21 protein-coding genes and 1 pseudogene are annotated in these 23,374 nt (G+C 66.8%); 1 reads left to right on the forward strand and 21 read right to left on the reverse strand.

Features of this window, described 5'->3' with window-relative positions; genetic code table 11:
* Positions 1 to 180 precede the first annotated feature (180 nt).
* The 12 genes and pseudogenes from ACZ7IB_RS35095 to ACZ7IB_RS35150 all read right to left on the reverse strand — a co-directional run bounded on the left by ACZ7IB_RS35095 (position 181) and on the right by ACZ7IB_RS35150 (position 10,042).
* Complete coding sequence (locus ACZ7IB_RS35095) at positions 181 to 438, reverse strand: hypothetical protein (RefSeq protein WP_470918206.1); 258 nt, start codon at positions 436 to 438, stop codon at positions 181 to 183.
* Between the two features lie 223 nt (positions 439 to 661).
* Positions 662 to 1,126 (reverse strand): hypothetical protein, encoded by a 465-nt coding sequence (locus ACZ7IB_RS35100; RefSeq protein WP_470918208.1) that lies wholly within the window; start codon positions 1,124 to 1,126, stop codon positions 662 to 664.
* Positions 1,127 to 1,263: 137 nt separating this feature from the next.
* Entirely contained in the window at positions 1,264 to 1,782 is a 519-nt protein-coding gene (locus ACZ7IB_RS35105) for a hypothetical protein (RefSeq protein ID WP_470918210.1), read from the reverse strand.
* 274 nt (positions 1,783 to 2,056) lie between these two features.
* Entirely contained in the window at positions 2,057 to 2,635 is a 579-nt protein-coding gene (locus ACZ7IB_RS35110) for a hypothetical protein (RefSeq protein ID WP_470918212.1), read from the reverse strand.
* 245 nt (positions 2,636 to 2,880) lie between these two features.
* Positions 2,881 to 3,114, reverse strand: a complete 234-nt coding sequence (locus ACZ7IB_RS35115) for a hypothetical protein (RefSeq protein WP_470918214.1) — start codon at positions 3,112 to 3,114, stop codon at positions 2,881 to 2,883.
* A 253-nt stretch (positions 3,115 to 3,367) separates the two neighbouring features.
* On the reverse strand, positions 3,368 to 3,895 hold the full coding sequence (locus ACZ7IB_RS35120; protein WP_470918216.1) for an HAD domain-containing protein: 528 nt from the start codon (positions 3,893 to 3,895) through the stop codon (positions 3,368 to 3,370).
* Positions 3,896 to 3,982: 87 nt separating this feature from the next.
* On the reverse strand, positions 3,983 to 4,321 hold the full coding sequence (locus tag ACZ7IB_RS35125) for a hypothetical protein (protein ID WP_470918218.1): 339 nt from the start codon (positions 4,319 to 4,321) through the stop codon (positions 3,983 to 3,985).
* A gap of 87 nt (positions 4,322 to 4,408) precedes the next feature.
* Positions 4,409 to 4,738: pseudogene (locus ACZ7IB_RS35130) on the reverse strand (HU family DNA-binding protein); the annotation flags it as partial.
* Positions 4,739 to 5,746: 1,008 nt separating this feature from the next.
* A complete protein-coding gene (locus ACZ7IB_RS35135; RefSeq protein ID WP_470918219.1) occupies positions 5,747 to 7,012 on the reverse strand; it encodes a hypothetical protein in 1,266 nt (421 codons plus the stop codon).
* A gap of 205 nt (positions 7,013 to 7,217) precedes the next feature.
* A complete protein-coding gene (locus tag ACZ7IB_RS35140) occupies positions 7,218 to 7,748 on the reverse strand; it encodes a hypothetical protein (protein ID WP_470918221.1) in 531 nt (176 codons plus the stop codon).
* A 495-nt stretch (positions 7,749 to 8,243) separates the two neighbouring features.
* On the reverse strand, positions 8,244 to 8,675 hold the full coding sequence (locus ACZ7IB_RS35145; RefSeq protein ID WP_470918222.1) for a hypothetical protein: 432 nt from the start codon (positions 8,673 to 8,675) through the stop codon (positions 8,244 to 8,246).
* 953 nt (positions 8,676 to 9,628) lie between these two features.
* A complete protein-coding gene (locus ACZ7IB_RS35150; RefSeq protein ID WP_470918224.1) occupies positions 9,629 to 10,042 on the reverse strand; it encodes a hypothetical protein in 414 nt (137 codons plus the stop codon).
* Between the two features lie 654 nt (positions 10,043 to 10,696).
* On the opposite strand from ACZ7IB_RS35150, the gene ACZ7IB_RS35155 reads away from it, so the two are divergent.
* Entirely contained in the window at positions 10,697 to 11,815 is a 1,119-nt protein-coding gene (locus ACZ7IB_RS35155; RefSeq protein ID WP_470918302.1) for an MFS transporter, read from the forward strand.
* 61 nt (positions 11,816 to 11,876) lie between these two features.
* Here the strand turns inward: ACZ7IB_RS35155 and ACZ7IB_RS35160 are convergent, their stop codons facing one another.
* From ACZ7IB_RS35160 to ACZ7IB_RS35200, 9 genes are all read right to left on the reverse strand, one after another.
* Positions 11,877 to 12,812 carry a hypothetical protein gene (locus tag ACZ7IB_RS35160; protein ID WP_470918226.1) on the reverse strand — a complete coding sequence of 312 codons (936 nt, stop codon included), beginning with the start codon at positions 12,810 to 12,812 and terminating at the stop codon, positions 11,877 to 11,879.
* Between the two features lie 156 nt (positions 12,813 to 12,968).
* On the reverse strand, positions 12,969 to 13,313 hold the full coding sequence (locus ACZ7IB_RS35165) for a hypothetical protein (RefSeq protein ID WP_470918228.1): 345 nt from the start codon (positions 13,311 to 13,313) through the stop codon (positions 12,969 to 12,971).
* Positions 13,314 to 14,898: 1,585 nt separating this feature from the next.
* Positions 14,899 to 17,022, reverse strand: coding sequence for an ATP-binding protein (locus ACZ7IB_RS35170; RefSeq protein WP_470918230.1), 2,124 nt, complete (start codon positions 17,020 to 17,022; stop codon positions 14,899 to 14,901).
* Between the two features lie 506 nt (positions 17,023 to 17,528).
* Positions 17,529 to 17,981, reverse strand: a complete 453-nt coding sequence (locus ACZ7IB_RS35175) for a P-loop NTPase family protein (RefSeq protein WP_470918231.1) — start codon at positions 17,979 to 17,981, stop codon at positions 17,529 to 17,531.
* Positions 17,982 to 18,488: 507 nt separating this feature from the next.
* A complete protein-coding gene (locus tag ACZ7IB_RS35180) occupies positions 18,489 to 18,746 on the reverse strand; it encodes a WhiB family transcriptional regulator (protein ID WP_470918233.1) in 258 nt (85 codons plus the stop codon).
* A 293-nt stretch (positions 18,747 to 19,039) separates the two neighbouring features.
* Positions 19,040 to 19,360 (reverse strand): hypothetical protein, encoded by a 321-nt coding sequence (locus ACZ7IB_RS35185; RefSeq protein WP_470918235.1) that lies wholly within the window; start codon positions 19,358 to 19,360, stop codon positions 19,040 to 19,042.
* Between the two features lie 304 nt (positions 19,361 to 19,664).
* Positions 19,665 to 20,417, reverse strand: a complete 753-nt coding sequence (locus ACZ7IB_RS35190) for a hypothetical protein (RefSeq protein WP_470918237.1) — start codon at positions 20,415 to 20,417, stop codon at positions 19,665 to 19,667.
* Between the two features lie 39 nt (positions 20,418 to 20,456).
* Positions 20,457 to 21,842, reverse strand: coding sequence for a hypothetical protein (locus tag ACZ7IB_RS35195; protein ID WP_470918239.1), 1,386 nt, complete (start codon positions 21,840 to 21,842; stop codon positions 20,457 to 20,459).
* A 213-nt stretch (positions 21,843 to 22,055) separates the two neighbouring features.
* Positions 22,056 to 22,850, reverse strand: coding sequence for a cupin domain-containing protein (locus ACZ7IB_RS35200; RefSeq protein WP_470918241.1), 795 nt, complete (start codon positions 22,848 to 22,850; stop codon positions 22,056 to 22,058).
* Positions 22,851 to 23,374 lie beyond the last annotated feature (524 nt).

The following is a 23,374-nucleotide window of genomic DNA, read 5'->3' on the forward strand; positions in this document are numbered from 1 at the left end:
CCGAACGGGTGCTGGGGGGTGCGCTTTTTCTCTTTCCCCTTTTCCCCCCCCCCCCCCCCCCCCCCCCCCCCCCCCCCCCCGCACTCTCTTCGCCGGGTTACGGGTGGAATTCCTTGTGGCCAGTACGTGGCAGGCAGCGCTCGAGAGAGGCGATTGCGCCTGGCCTACGGGACTCTGGGCTCAACCACCGTGTGCGTGGCTGATGTACTGATCCTGGGGCACATCCGACTGGCCGACACAGACGCCCCGCGGTCGCCATTGGTCATCGTCTGTTTCGTCAGGGCAGACGTGGGGCGTCGCGGTGGTGAGAAGAGTCCACAGGTTATCGTCGGCCTCGATGTCGCAGACAACGAAGCCGCACCCCTCACAGGTGAGTTCGAGGTCTCGCTTCAGGTCGTCGTCTGATTTGCGGGCGATGAAACGGTAGTCGGGCTGCATTGGCTTCTTCTCGTCCTGTCCATCGGTGATTGGGCGGGGGCTGCCGGCACCTTCCGCCTCGCTCGTTGTGAGCCCGGTCTTCCCACGCAGGGTGCGGCGCGTGCTGTTGCACTCTTGGGTCGTGTGCCGGGTGGGATCGGGTCACACGCGGCTATGTGGCGTGCCGCCGCTCTCCGGGGTCGGCGGGCGGCGCGTCGCGGGAACAGGCTGGGGTGAGGGGCGGTCAGTGCTCGGGCTTCCCCTGTCGCAGGTATCGGCCTGTGTCGATGTGGTGCTGGCGGGAGGCAGATGAGTCCGTGTCGTAGTCGCCGATGTTCGCGGCCGGCCTCGGGTCGCAGCCGTATGAGCAGCGTGGGAATCGCACGCGCAGTCGCTCTCCCCGCGCCGGGGTCTGGCCGTGGGACACCTCGGTCAGCCAGTCACTCACGGTTGTCCGGGCGAAGTCCTGGACGGGCATGGTGATGTGGCCGTCGTAGTGGAACTGTGCGCCGGTGGTGGCCCAGGTGTTGCCGTCCTGCATGGGGTCGTCGTGGCGTAGCAGGTCTTCGTAGGGGTCGCCGTGGGTGTCCACTTCGAAAGTGACGGCGTCGGGAAGAGGAAGCTGGTTGTCGCTGCAGTATTCGCTCAGGGCGTCGGCGAGGCTGGCGAGGTGCCCCGGGTCGTTGTTGGTGGTGTCGCTTTCGGTCATTGGGGATGTACTCCGTTTCGGCTACGGTGCGGCACCCATAAACCTCGCTTGCGGTGGGTGGATGCCTACTGCATGAGGTGGTGATCGCCGGCCGCCCCACAAGGTCTGGAAGTCCGTTGCGGGGCGGCCTGCTCGGGTCACTGACTCGTGGGGAGCGTGCCATCGAGGGTGATCGCCTTGGCGACGCGCTGGAGCTCGTGACGGGTGCGAGTCGCGGCGTCCTGGTAGGCGGCGGCTATCTCGGGGTGCTGGGTGTGGGTGGTCCGGTCCTCGATGTAGGCGAGGCGTTCACGCAGTTCGCTCATCTGGGCGGCGAGCTGGGGGTTGGCGGGGAGGCGGAAGTCGGCGAGGGCGGTGATGAGCGTGCTGAGGTCCTCGTCGAGGTGGGGGGTGTAGGAGATGTGGATGGTGTGCCACGCGGAGCCGTCTTCGGGATTGGTGTAGTGGCGCGCCCATAGCCCCCGGTGTTCAGCGGCCTCGTAGTGGAGGTGGCCTTCGCGGTCGCTGATCCAGATCTCTCCGGGCAGGCCGCCTGTGTGGAGCACGAACGCTGCGTGGGGAAAGCCTTTGTCCTGGTACTGAGGGGAGAGGTTCGCGGCCGTCAGCGCCTTCCTAATGGTGGCTGCGGCTGATTCGTGGGGTGAGTTGGTGGGCATCAGGAGCCTCCAGAGGAGGTTGTGGACGGCGAAGCCAGGGGCGGGATCCCCTACGGGCGCTGTCCTTGCGACACTGGAAAGCTATTGCGGAACGGGTTCAGGATCGGGTCGTTGACCTGCGGAAATGTCCTCTTGAGGGGTTCGCCCTTGTGTGGCCGATGTGAGCCTGACGTCCTGGCTGTGCGAGAGCGCTGCGTTGGTCGTGGTGGCCGGGCTGCAGCGCGGCCGCCGTGCCCGGTGTGTCCGGGAACGGCGGCCGCGGTGGGTTGGGGGGTCAGCGTGTGGGGTGGTGGGTCATGGCCGAGACGGGGACGGAGACGTAGCGGGCCTTGCCGGGCTGGGGGTCGTCCAACTTGATGGTCCAGGAGGAGGGGTCACGGTAGTAGGGGCGCTCTATGGTGCCGGTGGCGTCGTGCCCCGCCATGGCATCGGGCAGTTTGCTTCCGCTGCCGCTCCGGCCCGCGATGGTCACCCGGTCCCCGATGCGGAAGTCGCCCAGTGGGTGGCCACATTCCTGACCGGCGCTGATCCGCACGTGCTGACGTGCGCAGTCGCTACAAGCCGTGACCTTCCCGGCCTCACCGCAGTCGAGCAGTGCTACGGCCAGGGTAGTCAGGTGGTCGGCGTTGTAGGAGCAAGTGGGTGTGGTCCCGGCCTTGGTGCGATCGGTTCGGGGATCGCTTTGCGAAGGCGCGGGCGTCTTTCTCGGCGGGACGAGTCCGGCGCGTTCTGCAAGGCGCCGGACTGCTGCTCTGTCTGCGGTGTCGAGCTCCTGGTCGTCCCCGGCGAAGGCCTCGGGTTCGTCGTGGGCGGTCGCTGCTGCTGTGGGTGGGGTAGTGAAGTGGTGGGTCATGGGGGTAGGGATCCGTTCTCGGATGGAGTCTGCGGCACGGGGCTGCGGTTGAGCGGGCAGGACCGCCGTACTGTTGAAAGGTCTGACGCCGCGGTGATGCGGTTGCCCAGCCCGAGAGACGCTACGGAGCACGGAGCCCTCTTTCTGGGTCTCTGACCAGCAGATATATGAGGGCTGTATTCGATGGGCTGTTGCGGGCGGCGGACTATGGTGCAGCACTGTGATGGACCGCTTGCGGTGTGCCGCTACGCCGGGTGCTGTGGGGTTGCTCCTTCGTACGCGTCGAGAGTGAGGCGTACGTGCCGGGAGGTGCGGGCGGCGTCGAGGTGCCCCGTCCCGGAATCCATCTGTTCCGTGTCCGGATCGAAGAGCAGCCAGTCGAACCCGTGGCCGGGGCCGAGAGGGTTGAGGACGAGGCGGGTGTGCCCTTCGCGGAAGATGACGACGGCTTCCGTCTTCTGTCTTCGGAACGCGCGCATGGGCGATGTCCGTCGGCAGTGTCGTGGGTGAGGAGCTCGAAGAGAAGAGGGGAGTTGTTGAGCTCGGCGACGCTGGTCTGGATGCCGTTCGCTTTGACTGGTCGGTGCAGGGTGACCGTTCCGGCGTGAGTCCGTTCATATCCCATGAGGTCGCCTCCGCTGTACGGCGTCCGCTGTAGGCGGGGGCGCTTCGAGGGAGATGCCCGGGTGAACGACCTGTGATCTGCGACTCTACGGAGTTGGTGCGGGTTGTTCAGGTCAGGGTGTCGGTCCATCGGGCGAGGATCTCGTAATCGTCGAGATCCAGGCCGACAGTGGGGCTGATGTGGTGCAGAAGCGCGGGGGCACGGTGGTGGCGGGCGACGTACAGGCGGTCTTCCTCGCCGAGCTGGTCATCGATCCAGGCGAAGGGGCGGCCGGCGGCGTAGCGGATGATGTCTGCGGTCTTGTGGTAGGTCCCGTCCTCGGTGATGGCGTCGGGGTTGGTCCAGGTGACGACGGGGAGTTTGGGCAGGCCGACCTTGTGGGCGACGAGTGTGTTTGCGTCGTTCTCCCAGCTTGTGGCCCACACAGGCTCGAAAGGCAGGTCAAGGAGTTCGGGTCCATGCTCGGGGTTCAGCAGCACGCGGACCGGGGGTATCGCGGCGGGCGGTGTGCCGTGCCACTGATCGGTCCATGCCTTCGGTGACATGTAGTGCGCGGTATAGCCGGGGGGCGTTTGGGGGTTCACCAGGGGGTTGAGGACGCCGTCGATATCGATGAAGAGGATTGGCGTGGGCATGGGAGTTCTCCTGTTGTCCGGCGGGGGCGGGGGCGGGGGCGGCGCCTGGTCTTCGGGGCCGCCCCCCATGGCGTGCGAGGTCGGGCGTCAGATGGTCGGGTCCCAGTCGCTGCTGGCCGCGGTGTGCTTGGTGACCCATGCCTCGTGTCTGGCAGCGAGCTCGTGCTTCCACTCCTTGCGGGCGTCATAGTCGTGTGGGGGACTGGTGCTGGTCAGCTCGCTGGCGATTTCGGTGAGCCACACCTCTGGAATGCCAGAACACAGCCATCCGAAGTGGCGGGATCCCTGCAAGGTGACCTGAGAGCCTCGATACAGGGCGGTGTCGATCAGCCGTTGATCGGGGGTGAAGCCCCATTCTGATCGGGCGATGGCCTGGATGGTGTCGATCTCGTCGGGGGTGAGTGGCGGTTGGCTGTGCTCGGACATGGGGTATTCCTTCGAGGGTTGGGGCGCTGGGTGGCGGTGTGGGCAGTTAAGCGGCCCACACCGCCGACTGCGCTATGCGACGTGCTTCAGGCTGCCTTTCGGAGCCTTCTTCACGGCGCTTCCGTTTCGGGGCAGCCGCCGCTTTTTGGCGGTGAGGTCCTTGAAACCCTGGCCCGGGCGGAAGCGCGGCACGGTGGCCTTCTTGATCCGGACCGTCTCTCCGGTTTGTGGGTTGCGGCCCTTGCGTGCTGGCCGAACGACCTGCTCAAAGCTGCCGAAGCCCGTCACGCTGACGCGGTCGCCCTTCACCACGGTGCGCACGATGATGTCCAGGACGGCCTCGACGGCGTCCCTCGCGGTCTTGGGATCGAGTTTGGCGCTTTTCGCTACGGCCTCGATCAGCATCGCCTTGTTCATATGGCGCCCTTCCGGGAGATGAAGTTGGATGATTTCGTGTGCGCTGCGCCAGCTCGGCGCTTTCGAACTGGCCCTGAATTTATAGGTGTTGGCACCAGCGAGCGACGGCTTTGACCTGCGGCTTCTCCAGTGTCTGGTCAGATAGCGCGGGGTTGGGCCGGACGAGTGCCCAATAGCCGATGTTCGGGACCGCATCTGGAGACTGTCGCTGTGTTCTGTGCTCGGCCCGGGTGGATTCCGTCCTTCGGCACGCGGGGCTCGTAATTCCCGCCAATCGGGACGGGTCCTCGCGCGGAATGCTGCCCGGACGTGACGCAAACCCCGGCCGTGGCCCGGGTGCGGGTCAGGCGTCTGTTGAGGAGCGTTCAGGGGAGGTGGGATGAGGGTGAGGATTCGTGCAGCAAGTGGATGGACTCGTCGTTCAGCTTCATCGCACTGCGTCTGCGGTGAACTGTGCAGTATCCCGTTCCTCGCCGCCCGGATGGATGTATTACGCCATCTCGCGTCGGCCAGCTCTTCAACGGACTGGCAGTGGTCGGTCTCACACTCGCGCTCCTCGCCGTCGTGATAGCGGCCAGTGTTGAGGAGCGTCCGGATCTGCCGGTACTGCTCGGGGCATGAGCCGTTCACCCAGCCTGGGCACGGTGCGCGTTTCTAGCGGCGGGGATGAGGAGCTCGTGGCCTGTCCTGAGAGTGACCGTGCAGAGCCGCGTGCCGACGAGTGTCGGCGTAGGTGCCCTGGATGGAGATGGGGCCCGCGGATGCTTCGGTCCGGGCCCGGGCTACGGTGTCGGCACCGGTTATGCGGGCTGCCTTCGTTGCATCAGGCGCGGAAAGTTCGGTCGTCGGTGCTGTCGGCTGGCGGTGATAGGCGTCCGCGGGGCGGCGGACGGCGAGGCGCCGGGGTGGGGCCTGCAGTGTCCGTCGGCATGGGTGTTCGGTGAGCTCCGGGAATTGGGGTGCGGCCGGACGCCGCCGGGCCTGTTTGGCCCGGCGGCGTGGATCGGTTCAGGACCTGAGGTCCAGCGGGAGTGTGTTGGTTCCCAAGACTTGGTCCCAGCGGTCGCCGAAGTGCTCCCTCTCCTTGTTTTCGATACCGGCCGGACCTGCGACAAGGAACCCTTCGACAGTGGGGTAGGTGGCGCCTGGTTCGTGGGTGTGGGCTCGGGAGGTGCCGTCTTCGGCGACCGTGTCCGTGTGAGCCTCTTGAGCGAGGTGGTGAAGGTGCAGTTCGATGGCGTCGCGCGGGCCGATGGCCGCCGTGCGCGTTGAGCGCCAGCAGGTGCCTTTGCGTGTGGTGTCGCGGCACCCCGGGCGGGGGGTGGTGCAGGTTGTGCCGTGCTGGGCCTTGCAGGTGTCGCTGCGGCCGGCGAAGAAGACTCGGCGCACGTTGTAGACAGCCCAGGGGCCCTCGTCGAGTAGCTGTTCGTAGGCGGACAGGGCAGCGTCGTTTCCGTCGTCGATGAGGAGGGCTTTGAGGGAGGTGTCTCGGTAGAGAGTGGAGCGGGGGTTGATGGCCATGGCTCGGTGTTCGAGCAATAGGACCTTGGCTGTGACCTGGGGATAGGCCCGGCACCGTTCGAGGTGCTTGTCCCTTGAGGCCATGGTTACGGGAAAGCAGCACAGTGCGCAGTAGCTCTTGGGCCACTCGTTCACGCCGAAGGTGTCCTGCAGGAAGGACTGCAGGCGTGTGCGGTCCCAGCCCCATTCGATCAGTGGGTACCAGGGCCTGCGGGTTGGTGAGGCGTATTCGGTGTCGCGTTCGGATCTGCCGGTTTCGGTTGACTCGAAGCCGATCGCGTGCCGGTAGATCGCATCGCCGAACTCGTCTTCGACCCAGCGGTCAATCACGCTACCTTTTGCCCGAATTGAGCAGATTCGTTTCTTGTTGGCGTACTGCGGGAGCGTGCCCGTGGGGCTGTACTCGTCGCTCAGTGCCCAGGGTCCGCGGCGGTGGAGGCGATGCGGTTGCCGGGTGTCGGAGAGGACGGCGTAGCCCGCTGCGTCGGACTGGCCGGCGCGGGCGAGCTCGACCAGGCGGACCTTGTAGCGGCGCAGGAGTGGCAGTACATGGCGTTCGGCGAGGTCGTAGGTGTCCGGCCATTCTTCGCCCGTGTGGCTGGTCACGATTACTAGGTCGGAGAGGTCTTCGCGCAGGCCGTAGGAGGTGGGGTCCTCGCACAGGACCGCGATCACGGCGGTGGAGTCTGCTCCTAGGCCCCAGGAGAGGAGGGTCCGTTCAGGCGCGGGTTCAGGTTCGGTCGATGAGGGCATTTCAGGTCCCTTTCGTCGCATGTGTTGTCCCTGGACGTGGTGGCGTCCGTGGGTGGTGGCGACGAAGCTACGACCTCATCGTTGCTCGAAACATGCGTCTGACCTGCGATGATATAGATGCAGTGGTGGCCGATGGCGCATCGGTGGATGCGCGGACGGCGCCCGCCGTCTGTACATTGCAGGCGCCGTCTCGGGCAGTGGAAGCTCAGCTTTCTTGCGTGCTGGACGCCGTTGCGGCGAGCAATTCCATGGTCTGCCGCTGACCGTACTTCTCCAGGAGGTGGCCGAGTTGGGCGGATGTTCCGTCGTTGTTGGTCTGCGTTGCCTCGGCGGCTGCGGCATCGTGCACGGCTTCTGACAGATCGGTCCAGTCGATGCCGTGCCTGTCCGCGTAGTCGGTGAGCCATGCGAGGGCGGCTGCCACGTCTTGTGCCTTGGTTGCCTCCGGTTCGGGTGCGAAGGTCTCCACGATGCGGCAGTGTTCGCCGGGCTTCTCCTCTTCGAGGCAGTCGCAGTTCGGCGTGTGATGCTGCAAAAGGTGTATGTAGCAGATGCCCGAATATCCGAACCTGGTGTTCATGTAGGCGAGTTCGCTGCGGGCTTGGTCGAGCAGTGCCCGGGTGGAGTCGGCGTCGGCCAGGTTGTCGGCGAAGCTGTCCCAGCCGTAGGCGATGCCGTCGCGCTCTGCGTACAGGCTGTATGTGGGTTGCTGGTGCTGTGCGGAAGATGATGTCACGGACACGGTCTCCAGGTCTGGTGAGTACTCGGATCGTGGGTCTCGTCGTCGCGGCGGGAGATTTCCCCGCATCGGTTGTGGTTGCAGCGCAGAGCCCTGTCGACGACGTGGAGGTTGGTGCGTGGATTCCAGAAGGTCTCCTGCCAGGGCTCGATGTCGGTGCTGCCGCACTGGGGACAGCGTTCTTCAGCGTCTTCCGGTTCGTCCGCTGGTTGGGGGTGGGTTGTCATCGGTGCTCCGTCGGTGGTTCGCCGTGCGGCGCGATGTGGGAACGGGGTCACTCGACCACCGGACGGTGGGTACGTTACGGAGGACTGTCGCTGTTCGGGGTGGCGGTGACCTGCGTTAATGCCTGGCCTTGGGCGTGCGTCGTTCTCGGCGCGGTCCCGTCGGCGGTTGGCGGTGCGTGGACGTTTCGCGGGCATGCGCGAGCCCCGTACACCGTGCTCGGTGTACGGGGCGTGGAGGGCCTGTGGCCCTCGGCCGTCGAAGTAGCTATTCGGTGGGCAGTCCGGACACGCAGGCGCGTAGTTGGGTGATGATCTCTGAGATGGTGGCTAGTTGCTCTGGGGCGGGGAAGCGAATGCGGAAGCCGGTGAGGGATCCTTCCTCAGTGATGGCTGCAAGTTCTGACACTGCGTCGGCGAGCGACTCGCTGCGGTGGTCGTGGCGCTCATGGGCCGTGATGTAGAGGGCAATGAGCAGCAGCGTCGGGTCCTGGTGTTGGTCGTGAAGGACCTTGATGGCGCGTACCGCCCGTTGCTGCTCGATCCTGGCGAGTTCGCCTTGGGGCTGGTTCAGAACGCGGCTGATGATCTTTCGTCCGGAGTTCCACACCCGACAGGTCCAGCCCTCGGTGCCGGGCGGAAGGCATCGGTTGGCGACGGGGACATCCGGCGCGGTGTTGCGGGTCGTCATGGTGGTCATGTCTTCCCTTCGCGGGCGGTCTGGGACATGCCGCCACGCTACGGTCCGGGTCTGCCCTGCTAGGAGCCGTTGACCTGCGTCTTTATTGCGATCCGTCATTCCTGCACTGCTGTTGGTCCGTTCGCGGTTCGATGACCGTGTGTGGGGGGAGGCTTGCGTGGCCGCTCGTTGAGATGTGCCACCGGGGATCCTGGTGTGAGATTGTCCGGTGTGGTGGGCGGGGACTCGACGGAGCGAGGGCGGGGTTCTGCGTCGTTCCAACGCGGCCGTTGGGTCTTTGGCGTGGCGCGACGTGGACGTTGCGCAGTGGGAAGGGAAGTAAGCCGTTGCCGCCAGTCGCACGGCCGAACATGGCAGTCGTGGTGGGATCACCGACAGGGGCGAGCGATCCCTGGGGGGGGTAGCACACCGGCGCGCTGCGGATGGACCTGTCTGCGCAGTTCGTTCGGGATGCGGCGTCTTCACCCGGCTGTGGAAGCGGGCGCCGGGGAGCGGGTTTCCCATGCCTTGCTCGCCCGAGCCAACGCCACGTAGAACCTAGGGCTGGGTCGTGTCGGTCGACTCATCGATCGTGCGGGCATACCAGCGTCCCGCTGGGCCCGCGAAGAGGGACACCGGCCGGCGCACCCGTCGACTGTGCCCTCGGCCAGTCTCGCGGAGGGCTGAATGCCAGTCCACCTCGCATCAGCCGACGCCCTGTTCGCCGAGAGCGGTCTGTAGGGCACTTCAAGCACTTTGCTCGAAGAGATCGCCTACCGGGTCCGGTGCTGCGCCAGCGGCACGAAGGGAGTGCGGGACACGACTGGTTGGAAGAGGAGCCGCGGATAGACCGCTGCTTCCTCGTGTTCCGCCGGGTTGTATGGCGGGCTGTCGTGAGTGGGCTCTGGCTGACGACCGGACTGCGCACGGGCGGTGGGCTTGTGCGGGCCGGTGGAGGTAGTGGCGTGTCCTGGTCAGAAGAAGCGTGGTCCGGCGTCGGTGACCCTTACCGCTTCGACCAGGCCGGGCTCGCCCTTGTCCACGGTCTGGCAGGTGTATGTGGTCTTCGCGTTCAGGGGTACGAGCACCGCCTTGGGAATGTTGTTGCAGCGCACAAGTTCGGGGTCGTAGTTGCCATAGAGCAGGCCAGCGGCACCGTCTCGGGTGAGGACACCCTTGCGCGGGACCGCTGTGTATTGCACAAAGCTTTCCGACCAGCTGGACTCCTCGCCGATGGTCACATCCCACACCACCTCAAGGCCCTCGTAGGTGGTCGTGCAGGTCGTCTGCGTACCGGCCTTCGATTCCAGGTCTTTCGGGCACTCGCCGGTGGTCTTTCCGTCGGCCCTGGCCATGTCGAGGGTCTTGCGGCGCAGCTCGTACGCCAAGTATTTACTGAACGGAGCTCCGGCGTCAGGAGATGGCTGCAGCTCTTCCTCTGGCAGCGCTGGCGGCTTGGGTACCTTTTGTGGAAGTACAGGATGGGCTGGCGCCGGCTTGGCAGCGGCGTCGTGTGAGCCAGACTCTCCGCCCGAGCATCCCGTGGCCAGCAGGCCCATGGCACTGACTATGACGGCTGTGGTGATCCTTATCTGCATATCCGTCACTCTACCGAGGTGGCAACAGGCTCAGAGCCGGTGGGAATTCCGCGGCGGTGGGCCCTCACCTGGCCTGCTCCTCGCCTGACCTGCTCATGCTCGGTTCGGCGGGGCCGCTGTGGTTGGGACTGCGAAGTCCTTGTGACGGGAAGGCCCGTGGTCCTCTCCCGGAACGCGGGAACTGACGGCGCTTGGGTTCTGACGTTCTTGTCAGGGTGCAGGCAGCGAATGGAGCGTCGACGCCTGGCGGGCCGATGTGTGGCGGGACCCGCCCTCCCCGCGCTGTGCCGTATCTCGAAGGAGTCCACTGTGGCCGTCGCTTCCGTTCAGTCCGGGCCATCGGAGTCTCGCCCGAACGGCAGAGTGGCCTACCCGGAGTTGTTACGCCTTCCGTATGCCGCGCGATTGATAGCGGGCACCCTGACCGGGCGCCTGCCCAATGCCATGGCTCCCACAGCCGTACTCCTGGCAGCGGAGCAGGAGGCAGGTTCCCTCGCTCGTGGTGGGATGCTAGCGGCCGGGTACTTGGTTGCTTTCGCCTGTGGTCAGCCGATGCTCGGCCGGCTCGCAGACCGGATCGGACTGGTGATCCCCCTCCTGGTCGGGTCCTCAATTGCGGCCGGCGCACTCGGCGCCCTGGCGCTGTTCGGTACCGGCCAGTTTCCGCTCGCCCTGGCCCTGACGGTCGCAGCTGGTCTCTTCAACCCCCCGTTGGAAGCAGGCTTGCGCAGCCTGTGGCCGGGGCTTCTGCCGGGGCCTGACGCGGTGCGCGCTTCCTATCTGCGGACGGCTTACGCCTTGGACAACGGGACGCAAGAAGCCGTGTATGTTGTCGGTCCGCTGCTTGCCGGATCGCTCGTCGCTGCATCGCCGCAGACTGCCTTGCTCGTCACTGCCGCCCTGGGCCTGTGCGGCTCGCTCTCGGTTGGCTCCTCACGGCCCGCCCGTGCGTGGGACCCAGCGGGCGGGGTTCGGCACTGGTTGGGTCCGCTCAAGTCGACTCCCGTCCGGGCGCTGTTGGCTACCATGTTCTGTGCGGGTGGAGCCGTAGGTGCTCTGCGGGTCTGTGCTGTTGCATCGGCGCAGGAGAACGGGGCCGCGTGGTTGAAGGGCGGTCTTCCCGCGCTGGTCTCGCTGGGCGGCCTCGTTGGGGGGCTGATTTACGGGTGCCGCGCATGGCCGGGCTCGTACTTCCAGCACATGACGCTGCTCGCCTTCGGGTTTGCTGCCGCCTGGCTTCCGATGCTCGGTGCACCTGGACCGGTGCCGTCGGCGTTCCTCGTGGTTCTTCCGGGCTTCTGCTTCACCACGATGCTGTGCGTCAGTTGCCTGTTGATGAATTCGGCCGCTCCGCCGGGGACGGGAACGGAAGCGTTTGGCTGGCTCATTGCGTCCGTCAACGCAGGTGTCGCCCTGGGATCGGCCCTGGGCGGGATGGCAGGAGGAAGCCATGCCGTGCCCTTCCTTGCCGCGGCGGGAGCCGCCCTTGTTCTAGCCATGACACGGACCGCTCTCACGGTCCCGGGGATGGTCCGTGTGCTGCCGGTGCCCGGTGCGCGGTGAGGTCCTCGGGCGCAGCGAGGGTGTCTATTGCGGGCGGGCCTGGTAGGGGCGCCAGTCGAACTCACGCCTCGGAATGCGAAAGCCGGCTTTCCAGGGCGGTCTTGCCGGATTCGGTCAACCGCCAGAACCTCGCATCGCAGCCCTTGACGGTGGACGCTTCGCTGGCTGGTTCGGCCCAGCCTTTGGTCTTCACCTTGTCGGCGGCCGCGGTCACTTTGCGCCCGAATTGCCCCCACGTGGCCTTGGATGGTTCCGAGGGAATCCGTACGTCTTCTCCCCCGCGCGGGATGACCACCGTGGCAGCCTTGCGGTCCGCAATGAGCTGCAGCAGCGCCATCTCCGACTTGGTGGGCGGCGACGGGGCGTTGGCGGGGCGGATCTCCGTCACGTATTTCACGCAGCTGCGGCACGTTGCCACGCCGTTGTCAATCGCCGGGCCGAGGACTCGAGGATCCCTGCGTCCTGCGGCTTCGCACAGTGCTTGCCCCGCGCGGTGCAGACGGTTGCGGCCCGACTTCACGTCGACCTCGGGCACGACGTGCTCAAGGGCCCGCATCTGCCCGCGCTTCGTGTTCGAGTGGACGGTGACCGTCACGGGACATGATGAGGTCGTGAGCTCGTAGCGCCGGCGAAGCTGTTCTTTCAGGTCCTGGCGTTGCCGCTGGACCTGGGTGCGTCTCTCCTCGACCAGGCGGCGGCACTCGGTGATCCGCGGGGGTAGCGGCGGTTGCAGTCCCCGCTCGTCGGCGACGACCAGCATCCATCCGTCCGTGCCCGAAATGTTCGCGATGCCGTTGAACGAGTAGCCGAGCACTGCCGTGCACCAGTCGTGGCCCCTACGGCTGGCGACGGATTCCATCAGATCGATGTCCCTTTTGTCGACGAATCCTCGGCTACGGCCTGCAGCCTCTGCACGGACGTCGCCGTACTGCTCGTACGCGGGCTCAGGGGCGGGGCGAGGCGTCAGAGGCCTGCCGTAGTTGCGGCGGATGGCCATTTCATGGGTCCTTTCATTTCGGGGCCGGTGGTGAGCGGCCAGCCAAAAGGGCGCCCGGCTGGCCGTTGTGCGACGGAGTTGTTGGAGAGGCGCCGCCAGCGCATTGGGTCTTCGTCCGCGGATGTGGTGCTGCCCGTGTCCAGTACGTCAGGGCGGTCAGGTGGAGTCGGCCCGGCCGGTCAACTCCGCGTATCCCTCGGCGCTGGGCAGTGCCTCGGTGTACCCGTTCACGGCGAGTTCGAGAAGGTGGGGGCTGGTGTGGATCCGCAGGGTGGCGATCGCGTTCAACCCAGCGTCAGTGAGGGTGATGGTCACGGTTGTCGGGCCGAACCAGTCCGCGCACAGGCCGGACGTCCACTCGGCGCCGACGTCGCCTCGCTCCCCTGCGGGGTACAGCGAGTGGTGGACCCGCCGGACCAGGTACTGAGCTGCGGCACCGAGGGGGGCAGTGGTGCCTGTCCCGCTGAAGGGGGTCTGTTCAACAATCGCTCCGGGCAGCACGGCATTCAGCACACGGACGGCACTCGCAAGCGGGAGCCGATTCAGCTCAAGGTGCTGTTGCCTGTATCCCGACTCGGAGGGCTTCGTGGCTACCCACCGGCCTGTCGTACCTGTCGGTGGGTGAGTCCAGGAGACGGTTGAAACGGGGTGGCGCTTGTCTGATGTCGTGTGGCTGGCTTGCGCCTCGGTCGGCAGTCGGGCAAGTACAGCGGAGCGGTGTCGGTCGTTGAGTGCGTCGAGATTCATGGCGTACCTCGGCAGGTGTGTGCGATCGCTGCGAGTCCGATGGCCTCGGGGTTGCCTTCGGTGTCGTGGGCATGCGCCGGGCGAGCAGGACGGGGGTGGGGCGGACTCGGCGATTTCGCAGGTTGGTTGGTCTGGCACCCCTGGGTGCGGACCTTGAGTCGGTGGGGTAGGTGTGTGGCGTCAGTGGGTCTGTCTTTCGTCGCTTGCGGGGTCCTCGCTGGCTCTCTCAGTGGTCAGGACTATCTCGTCGTACGGTCGTGGCGCGTCGTCGGCACCGGGCCTGCGGTGCAGCGCCAGGAGAACCTCGACGGACGGAGTGCGGTGGGCTGGTCGGCTGGCAGCTGGCGCTTCTGGCTCGATGTGGGCTGTCATGACGGTGGGGCCCTCCTTCGCATTGTCAGACCGAGGGGAGGGCGAGGCGGTGACCGGTGCCCCCTCCTGCTTCATGAGGGAGGAAGCTACTCACCGTGGCTCGATTCCGTTGACGCCTTGACCTGCGTCTTCTCCGCCACGTTGGTTGCGGCGGGTGCAAAGGCTCTCGCCGGCCCGGGCGTGCGCCGCGTCCGCCCGGCGTCGCAGGTGTGGCATTGGTGCGGTGGTGAAGCGGCATATGCCCGGGTCCGTTGGTGGCGGACTGGGCGGGCCGGCGGGCATTCTTGGGTGTGGTAGGGCTGCTCATCGCGGTTCGTAGGGGCGCTGAGACGGTTGTCGGCGTTGAGTCGTGCTGGGCTGACCGATGAGGTAGTGAGGTCGTGTACGGATCCCCAGGTCGCCGAGTTGAGGGCGGCTGCCTCTGTCGATGAGGGCCTTGTTCCGGGGTCCGTTGTTGGTTTCTGAGATGCCTGTGCCGAACTGGTGGTGCGGTGTGTGCTGTTGGCCGCCGGTGTTCGTGGTGCTTCGGCGTCAGAGGTGCGTTCCTGGACGTCCTCAGATGGGTTCGCCCATGTGCTCACGGAACGGCTGGAGCGTGGGCCCATTCCGCCGAAGTGGAGTCTGGGGCTGGAGGCGCTGGAGCGCGCCGGGGCGCGCCGGGTGAGCAGGAGGTGGCCTTTGCCCCTGCGGCCATTGTGCTGAAGAAGGCCCTTGGCGAGCCCGGTGCGAGGGTCCCCTCCGGCGGCCGTGGCGGCAGTCAGTGTCGGGGTGCTGGCGACAGTCGCTGAGCGGATCGGCGCGAACCTCCGGCACCGGCCGTGGCCTTGCGCACGCGCGGCCCCGTGCCCCGGCCGCGGCGTCCGCCGCCGCCAGGTGCAATCGTGGGGGTCTGGGCGAGTTCAGTTCCCGCAGAGCGTGATGGGCGGGCCGACTGGCGGCCCGCCCATCGTTCCTCATTGGTGTGCGCTCAGCCGATGAGCCGTTCCCTCTCGGCATGGAGCAGGTTGATCACCGGCTGGAGCCATACTCCGTCGGCGTCATAGGGGGTTCGCCCGTGGGACATGGCCGCAATGGCGTCCACCTCGGCGGCGTAGCAGCCGCCCAGTGCACGCAGGTCATCGAGGACCTGCGGCATGTGGATGCTCAGGGGCTTGCTCCACGGCCGGTTGACAGAGGAGTCGGTGCCACGCCGGACGTTGTAGACGGGGCCCTCGACGGCAATGTGTCCGAGGTAGAGGACCGGGGCGTGGATACCGAGGAGTTCGGCGAGTGCGGTCGCCTTTCGGTAGTCGGGAATGCAGGTGAAGCCGTGGGCCCGGCGATAGCCCGCGGGGTTCGGGCTGGCGATCACGCGCCAGGTCGCTGCATTCAGGGCAACGGATCGGACGGCCTTTTCCGCACTGCGTGTGCCGCGTTCCTCAAGAATGAGGGCCATGCGGTGCTCGGCGATTTCGGCCAGCAGGCGGCGTGGCTCGGGAGCTGCGTGCCGACGCTTGGCCTTGCGGACCTGTGTGACGGTCGGCTGATTGTGCCGCTTACTAACCAGCTCTTCGGGGTCAGCGAGATAGGCACCGTCCGGCAACGCTGTGCCCTGCCATGCCTGCTCGTCCAGTAGGGGGAGACGGCGCGGGGCTGGGGAGAGCAGAAGCTGGAGGAGGTGGCCGCCCATGTCGTCCATGGCGAACTCGAAACCTTCAGTGCAGTCGGCGGAGCTGAGGTTGCCTTCCCTGGCAGCGCGCCGGTGTCCGCCCTCGTGGAAGGCCACACGCAGAGTCTGACTCAGGTCGTCCAGGGTGTTCTCCTTGAACCCGGTCACGTCGCTGCCCGTGTGGTAGACGCCGCTGGTGCAGTACCTCGTCGTGCCCTCGTCCTCCTGGTAGACCCTGACTTTGCCGAGCGCGTCGAGCCCGAAGACGCTGCGGACAGCAGCGCAGGCGAGATCGAGGTTGCGACGGCGTGCGTTAGAGACGTCCTTCAGCTTGAGCCACTGCGTCTTGGGGTACTGGCGGTTGTGGTGGGCGACGGCCTGGCGTACCGGCTTGACTCCGAGGAGATCCATCAGGACGCGGTGCATGTGCTGGCTGAGCTTGCTGGTGACGCATGTGACGCCACGGCCCTGGAGATGGAGTTCGTCCTCGACCGCTGTACCCGCCCCGTTGTGGTAGACGTCGTCATCACTCCAGAGCTGGCTCGCGTACTCGCGGAAGGCGCGCCGGACGGAGAAGTCCCTGACGTCGTCGAAGTACGTTTCGGCGGCGGACAGGCGCGGCCCGTTCAGCGCACGGTCGACGAATCGTCCTATCACGTCAGGGTCGGCGCTCGCCGCGAGGGCGCTGCGGATGTGTGCTTCGAGTGCGGCGCCGTCGACGATCGTCCGATCGCGGTTCTGCTCCCCCTTGGCCGTGGTGAGGGGCAGGTCGTAGCTGGCGGCGAATCGCTGGTCGCGCGAGACCAGGATGCCGCCGACAAAGATGCGTCCGGGTTCTGCGTCCGGCAGGATCTCCGCGTGGCCCTGCGGCGGCCGGTAGTTGGGAGTGGAGAGGTAGCGGACACGGCTGATGGCTTCGTCCGCTACGGTCTGGGGGCAGTGGACGCTGATGAGGGTTCCTTGTGCGCGGTCGGTGGGCCAGTACTGGTAGTGGAGGATGAGGGTCTGCGGGGCGTCGTCGGCCGCGGGGACATCCGCGAGGTAGGTACTGGCCTTGAGGATGGGCGTGAAGCTGTAGCCGACGGTGTCGAACTGGACGGGGCCGATCTTCGCATCGCGTGCCAGGACGAGCGCGGCTAGCTTCTTCCCCTCGCCGAACTGTCCGATCTGTTGGGTGCTCTTGCGGGACGCTCCCAGGAGGAGCCCCGTGCGCGGGATGCCGGGCCCCTGGTCTTCGATGGTCAGGATGCCGTCATCCCAGGTAACCGTCGCGTGCGGGTCTTCATCCAGGGCGTTGGCGATCAGTTCGACCAGGGCACGCTCAGCGGTCCAGTCCTTTACGTAGTCGTCCGCGATGGGATAGGGGATCTCCCGCACTGCTCCAGGGCGTGCCTGAGGGGCGGTGTGCTGGCGGCCGTTGGTTTTGTGGGTATGGGCGCGCATGGCGAAGTCCTCCTGCGGAGTCGTGGTTGTGCCCGGACTGGCCAGCGGGGTGCGCACCTTGGGCCTGTGCCGGTGGGCGCACCGCCCACGGATGATGAGGCGGTCCGGGCTGGGATGCAGGAGAAGGTAGTCGCCGGGAGCCTGAAGGCATGGGCTTCTGACCTGGGGTTTTACGCTGATGAGGTGTGGGCGTCTCGCAGGTGGTGTTCGTAGGTCAGGCGGAGGTTCCGGATGGGGCAGCTGACGGGTACGGGCCGCTTGGGCCAGGCAGGGGCTTGTGCAAGACCTTGCACGGAACGGGGGTGAACGGGTCGCGTCCATGCCTCTCGCCCATGCCCTGAGCGACCTTGGGCAGGCTACTGCACCGCAGGCGTGAGCGAAGGCGTATGGCGAGTCCGGGCTTTGCCACGTTGGCCCCGCAGTTTGGGGGTTCTCGGCCGTGGCAAGCCCGGCCCCTTGCCGAGCCCGTCTACCTGCTGTTCGCTGCTGCTGGACGGCGCGCGGTGTTACTGAGCGTTGTCCTGTTCGCCGGCCAGACCGAGGGCGCGCTGCGCCTCTTCCCATTCCTGCCCTTCCGGGCGGAGGACCGGGATATTCAGGGACGGGGTTGTATCGATGATGAGCGGGCTGTACTCCTGCTGCATCCACTGCGCGCGGGACGAGGGCGGGTCGAGCTCGACGATCCGCACGTTGTAACCGCGCTGGGCCCAGATGAGGGACATCTCGGTCGTGGCAGTGGTCTTGCCGGGGAGCGGGCGGAGATGATTCGAGCCCAGGTAGGCAAAGACCTGTTTGAGGTCCGCAGGCAGTCCGGTGACAGCGGGCTCCAGGTCCGGCTGCGGCACAAAAACGGCACTCTCTTCGACGGCGCGGCGAGCTGCGGCGTATCGGGTCCCGGGATGCTCGGCCATGTACTGGCGCACGGCGCGGTCAATGTCACGGTTGCGGGCGTGGGTCATGAGGTGTCCCCTCTTCTGTCCGGCCAGCGGCCCCACGCGTCGCGGCCGACGAAGGTAGTCACGTCATGCCGAAGGAGCGCGCGAGTCCTCGACTCTTGGCCTCAAGCGGCCCCGGCGGCGTGGGCGGGGGCCTGGACAACGGGCGTGGCGCGGATCTGCCCACCGAGCATGTTACTAGTCCTGCCGGGGTGCTGGTGTCAACTTCGCTGCGGATAAGGTGTGCTGGCCTACGCGACCGGCAGCGCGCTTCTGCGCTCGGGACGGCGCTTGGAGTGCATCTCTGTCCCGGGGCCTGAGGCCGATGGGTGCGGTGGGCGTCATGCAGGGGCCTGACTGCTACCCGTCGTACGTCAGGTGGCATGCCAGAGGATGCGGTTGGTGGGTGCGCCCTGTTTTCGGGAGAGCACGGCCTGGCCGGCGGAATGTGACCGCGCCCGTCAGGTTCCGCGAGAACTGTTCGGGGTCGCAGAACCTGACGGGTGGCGTGACCGGTTTGTACGGCGGGCGTTATGCAGAGGCATCACGGGCTCGGTTGCGGACAGCCCGGCGCTTTGTCGCGCGGCGCTCGTCCTCGCTGAGGCCACCCCAGACGCCGGAGTCCTGGCCGGACTCGAGCGCCCACTGCAGGCACTGCTCCATGACGGGGCAGCGACGGCAGACGGCCTTGGCTTCCTCGATCTGCAGCAGCGCAGGACCGGTGGTGCCGATAGGGAAGAACAGCTCGGGGTCTTCCTCAGGACACGCGGCGTAATGGCGCCATTCCATGGGGGTGTGTCTCCGTTCTGCGCAGGGCGCATTGGGTGCTCACCGCGGTGGGCGGAGAGTCGAGTGGTTCGTCGCTGGCGGGTGCGGCACTGGTTGGGGGCCGCTGTCCTGGCAGCTGTTGAGGAGTAAAGGTAGGGGGCAGAAGCCCGTCTGTGGGCTGCTGTGACCTGCGACATCTCGCAGGTGGACGGTCGCCGGCGGTAAAGGCGCTGTGTTGGGGGAGCTTGGGCGCTCGCGTTCTGCGACCCGTCGGCTGACGTGCGGCGCGGGTTCCGGGGAGGCACGATGGTGAGTCAGGAGCTCTGGCGTGCCATGGCTTCCACGGTGGGGGCGTTCGCTTCTACTCCGTGTGGAGCTCGGGTCGAGGGTGCGGGGTCGACGGGGTGCATGGAGACAACGGCTGCCGTTCCGGCTCCCAGGGACAAGCTGCAAATAGGCTTGGCCTGCGGGGCCAGAGCGTGATTGTCGGCGCTGGCGAGGTCGGCCCGCAGGGTGCCGGCGCGGGGTGGCGGAGCCGTGGGGATCAGAGTTGCCCCGTGATCGGCGGCCAACTGCGGTTCCCACTCGATGCCAAGGGTGCGGCCCACCGCGTCGCTGACGATCGGGGTCAACATGTCCGCCTCCTGTTGGAGATCGAGGTCCTGCCGCTGCCCCTGTTCACGCGCACTGTGAGGATGAGAACAACGGCGTGGTTGATCACGTGCCAGCTCCTCTGGGCGTATCAGGCCTGTCTGCCGAGTCTCGACCGGTCGCCGAGGGGTGACCACGAAACGGCTGAGGGGATGACGGCTCCTCCCGCAGCACGGGCCCGGGCTGCCCGGCGGTCCGCCTGGCGGAAATCGACAGCCTGTGTCCTCCCAAGGGGACGCGGTCGCGGAGGTGCTACGGACCGGATGCGACTGGCGACGTCCAGATCCGCTACTGCTCCTGCCCTTCGTGCCGATCCAGTGGGGTCCGGTGCTGGCCCAGTGACTCCCGCTGAGCAACGTCGAGCAGATGGAGCCCCCTGGACAGCCGGGGCGCGGGGAGCCGCTCCGGGAAGGGCAGCGTGCGGGACCGGGTGGCGCGTGCAACGGCCGCTGCCACTGCCAGCGAGGCCAGACGCAGCTCCTGCTCACGCTGTTCGTCCAAGTCGGCCGCCGCCTCCTGGCCCTCCTGGCGTAGTGCGGCGACGGCGACGGCGTGCAGCGCCGCCAGTTCCTCCGGGTTCGGCGGATTCTCGCGTCGCACCAGTATGGCCCGGATCAGGGCTGCAGCCGCCTCAGCCGTGGAGGCGTCGTGAGCCGCGGGCATGGGGCCGGCCATCCCTGCTGTCTCAGGTGACGTCTTTCCCTCCGCCAGGGCAACCATGGCCTCGAAATGTGTCAGTGCGTTGGCCAACTCGGCGTCTGTTGTGGGCAGGTCCAGGACCGCGCCGTAGACCGCGGCGACTTCCAGGGGAAGCTCGTCATGCAGGGTGAACTGGTGTACGGCGGCCTCGGCGGCTGCACGTGCCTGGCCCGCTGCCTGCCATGCGGCTTCCGCCTCGCTCCTCAGCCGTGCTGCTGTTTCCATGCCAAAGACATCGGCTTCGGCATCCCGCACCATGGCCGCCCAGGCACAGCGCTGTGCGAACTCCCGTATCAGGCGCAGCAGGTCTTTGTATCGCGTTCCCTGCTCAGCATCGGTCACGGGCATCCTTCTCCCGTCCTCGGTTGTTCGTCCGAGGGTTCACCGTGCTGCGCCCTGATACGGCGTGCCCTGGGGGGCGAAGGCCTGTGGATACCGCATCGCCTGCTGTTCGGCGTGGGCCAGACCGTTGCGCATCGATGACACGACGTCGAGCGGAGCGACACCTCGGCTGAGCTGCTCGTTCATCTGCGCGACGACGATGGCTGTCTGGCGCTGCACACTCAACGCAATCAGGGCGGGTGCCTGTTCGTGAGCCACACGCGCCAACTGCTCCGGGCTCGGGCCGTAGGTGGAAAGTTCGCGATGCCGTGCGGTCATCGTCATGTCGTAGACGTAGCCGGAGTCCAGGGCGACACCGTCGTGCTCCGCCGCAGCCCACGCACGATGTGTCAGCTGGTAGGCGTCCATCTCAAGGCCCAGGCTCTGCTGCTCGATCACTGCAGCAAGCAGGTATGCGTGCTCGGGCCGGCTCATGTCTCGCGGCTGCAGGCCTGCCGCATCGCTCTGGGTGAGCTGCTCCGGATGTGCCACGATCGAGATCAGGACCTGGCCCTCGGTCCGGAGGGCTTCCCATCTCTCGGGATTCTGTAGGTTGGCCTCGGCGGGTACCGGCAGGATCGGCTCCACGCTCCCGGTTCGTATCTGTTCGCCGGCCAGCTGATCCATTTTGTCCCGGATTTCGGCGATCTGCTGCACGACGCTGGCCCCCGGGGCGTGGACCTTGGCCATCAGATCCTCGCCGATCTGATGCACCCTGTGCGCGATCCCGTGCTCCAGGACCTGGCGGGCGTAGTAGCCACCGTAGTGCGGCGCGGCGCCGTGCTGCGGAGAAGAAAGCTTCCACATTGATTCCCATGCGGCTGTCCACGCCTGTTCGGAACCGACCGTCTTCTCCAGCGACGCTGCGCGGCGAGCGGTCTCCTTGCGGGCATTCGATGCGCGTTCGGCATTGTCGACACTGATCGATGCCCTCGCCCACGCCTGCGCTTCCCAAGTCTGGGCCTCGGCGGCCAGCGGATGGTCCGGCGCGTTCGTGAGCCACCACTGTGTGTCTGCGCGGGCCTCTTCGGCCTGTCGATGGGCGAACTCCGCTGTTCGCACGGCCAGTTCAGCCTGTCGGGCCGCAGCATTGGCCTGGGCCCGCGCGTCGTCGGCCAGGGCCTGCATCCGTGTCTGCAGCCTCTGGTAGAGCATGTAGCACAACGTGCGTGTGCGCTCCGAGGGCGCTGCGTGAGTGACATAGGGGTGATTCCACAAGCTGTCCTCGACGAGTGCGCCATACATCTGCTGGAACCACGCATTACCGAAGTCCCTCGTCCCTACGGATGAGGCGTATGCGCGCGGTCCGGCACCAGCAGGATCCTGAATCAGCACGCTGACCAAGGCCTGCTCCGAGCGCAGCCTCGCCTCACTGACTGCGGGCATGGAGTCCTCCCCCCGCACCGGCCCGCTCCAGGCACGCCGTTTGCGGCCCGGGACGACGCCGGTGCACCGGGTACGGCCGTGGGTCCGGGAGCGGGCGTTGTCCATCTCGCGCATGCACGGGCAGGCTCGGCGAGAGGCGGTGGCGGGCTCTGTCCCGGTGTGTCGGTGTCAAGTCCTGGAACGTCGCAGGCGGCACGGCGCCGTAACCGGCCCTCACGCCGCCACCCGGGGCGCGGCGCTGTCAGCGGTGATCGCCCCAGGCACGTGGTCGTGACAGGACATGGGGTGTACCAGCCATCCGGCGTGGGCTGACAGAGCCCATCGGCCTGATTGTGGTTCTTCCGGATTGCGCAGCAGGTGGCCCTGCCCTACTGCAATTCCGCGGCTCTCGCCCGCATGTACGCGACGAATCACTTCCGGGGAGGCCGCGTTGTCGGGAGGAACACCTTCCTCGGGTAAAAAGCGCTCTGCGAACTCAAGCTCCCCGTCAAGGACGGAGAAGGCTCCGATCGCCTCGCCGTGGTGGTGCCAGTCCGATGCGGCTCCTGGTGGCCATGCCACCACCCATGCGCCGCAACCGACCGGTGCGTCGAGCCGTGCCCACAGCGCAACCGGTCCCCGAGGCTCCTTCATCGGTTCGGGCAGGTCCTCTGCCATGACCCGGCCTACGAACTCGAGCAGTTCCTGCTGCGACACCGGATGCGCGAGAGCCATCGCTGTAAGTCCGTCCACCGAAGCGATGGCCAGCTGATAGCGGTCAGCGTCCTCGTCGAACTGGGCCTGAGCGTGGTCATCTACAGCGCGCCAGAGGAGTCCGGTCCGGATCCACCAGATACTGCGATATCGCACGGGCGCGTTGGGGAAGTCCCCCATCGGCGTGGCATCGCCGGATATGAGGGCCCGTTCCATGGCGGCCAGTTCAACAGGTCCTGTATTCAGCCGGTTCTCAACCGAAGCCGCCAGATCAGCAAGCCTCGCGCGCTGCTCCTCAGTCCACCGCCCCACCATCAGCTCCCCCGTCGCAAGACAAGACGCATGTACGAGCCTCAATCTGCTCCGGGACAGGCACCCCATCCACTCCCCGCCCTGCTCTACCTCTCTCTTCCCGCCCAGCGGGAGCCCCAGGGTCCATGCTCCCGCCCTGCGGAATTGCCGCAAGTCACCACTCGGGGACTCGCCCACTACCCAGACGCTCACGCCCGGGCACCGGCACTTATGGCTCGGCGTGGAGAGTACGCCTCTGACCTGGGCGGCTTGCCAAACCTTCGCCGGCTCCTACACTGGAGCCACTTCGCCCCGTGGCGAAGCACCAAGGCTGGCGCCCCCTCTCCGCCACTGGGCGGGACGAGGAACAGACCCACCCATTGAGGTGGGTGCGGCCCCGAGTAGCACTCGGCGACCGCGGTAGCCGGCCTTTTTTGCAGCACGGACGCCACCCGCCCAAAGACCTGGTAGGCACCCTTGCCCTGTGCCACGGCGCCTCCAGCCCGGAGCCCGGAGCCCGTGACACAGCAGATCGGCCGGTGTCAGCT

Source organism: Streptomyces sp. NPDC037301 (genome assembly GCF_055602785.1).

What these genes read in the sequence shown, in the direction of transcription:
- ACZ7IB_RS35135 (WP_470918219.1), bottom strand. Translation starts at nt 7,012, where the DNA reads ATGCCCTCATCGACCGAACCTGAACCCGCGCCTGAACGGACCCTCCTC.
- ACZ7IB_RS35125 (WP_470918218.1), bottom strand. Translation starts at nt 4,321, where the DNA reads ATGTCCGAGCACAGCCAACCGCCACTCACCCCCGACGAGATCGACACC.
- ACZ7IB_RS35095 (WP_470918206.1), bottom strand. Translation starts at nt 438, where the DNA reads ATGCAGCCCGACTACCGTTTCATCGCCCGCAAATCAGACGACGACCTG.
- ACZ7IB_RS35120 (WP_470918216.1), bottom strand. Translation starts at nt 3,895, where the DNA reads ATGCCCACGCCAATCCTCTTCATCGATATCGACGGCGTCCTCAACCCC.
- ACZ7IB_RS35110 (WP_470918212.1), bottom strand. Translation starts at nt 2,635, where the DNA reads ATGACCCACCACTTCACTACCCCACCCACAGCAGCAGCGACCGCCCAC.
- ACZ7IB_RS35160 (WP_470918226.1), bottom strand. Translation starts at nt 12,812, where the DNA reads ATGGCCATCCGCCGCAACTACGGCAGGCCTCTGACGCCTCGCCCCGCC.
- ACZ7IB_RS35170 (WP_470918230.1), bottom strand. Translation starts at nt 17,022, where the DNA reads ATGCGCGCCCATACCCACAAAACCAACGGCCGCCAGCACACCGCCCCT.
- ACZ7IB_RS35175 (WP_470918231.1), bottom strand. Translation starts at nt 17,981, where the DNA reads ATGACCCACGCCCGCAACCGTGACATTGACCGCGCCGTGCGCCAGTAC.
- ACZ7IB_RS35105 (WP_470918210.1), bottom strand. Translation starts at nt 1,782, where the DNA reads ATGCCCACCAACTCACCCCACGAATCAGCCGCAGCCACCATTAGGAAG.
- ACZ7IB_RS35180 (WP_470918233.1), bottom strand. Translation starts at nt 18,746, where the DNA reads ATGGAATGGCGCCATTACGCCGCGTGTCCTGAGGAAGACCCCGAGCTG.
- ACZ7IB_RS35115 (WP_470918214.1), bottom strand. Translation starts at nt 3,114, where the DNA reads ATGCGCGCGTTCCGAAGACAGAAGACGGAAGCCGTCGTCATCTTCCGC.
- ACZ7IB_RS35185 (WP_470918235.1), bottom strand. Translation starts at nt 19,360, where the DNA reads ATGTTGACCCCGATCGTCAGCGACGCGGTGGGCCGCACCCTTGGCATC.
- ACZ7IB_RS35100 (WP_470918208.1), bottom strand. Translation starts at nt 1,126, where the DNA reads ATGACCGAAAGCGACACCACCAACAACGACCCGGGGCACCTCGCCAGC.
- ACZ7IB_RS35200 (WP_470918241.1), bottom strand. Translation starts at nt 22,850, where the DNA reads ATGGTGGGGCGGTGGACTGAGGAGCAGCGCGCGAGGCTTGCTGATCTG.
- ACZ7IB_RS35145 (WP_470918222.1), bottom strand. Translation starts at nt 8,675, where the DNA reads ATGACCACCATGACGACCCGCAACACCGCGCCGGATGTCCCCGTCGCC.
- ACZ7IB_RS35155 (WP_470918302.1), top strand. Translation starts at nt 10,697, where the DNA reads ATGGCTCCCACAGCCGTACTCCTGGCAGCGGAGCAGGAGGCAGGTTCC.
- ACZ7IB_RS35195 (WP_470918239.1), bottom strand. Translation starts at nt 21,842, where the DNA reads ATGCCCGCAGTCAGTGAGGCGAGGCTGCGCTCGGAGCAGGCCTTGGTC.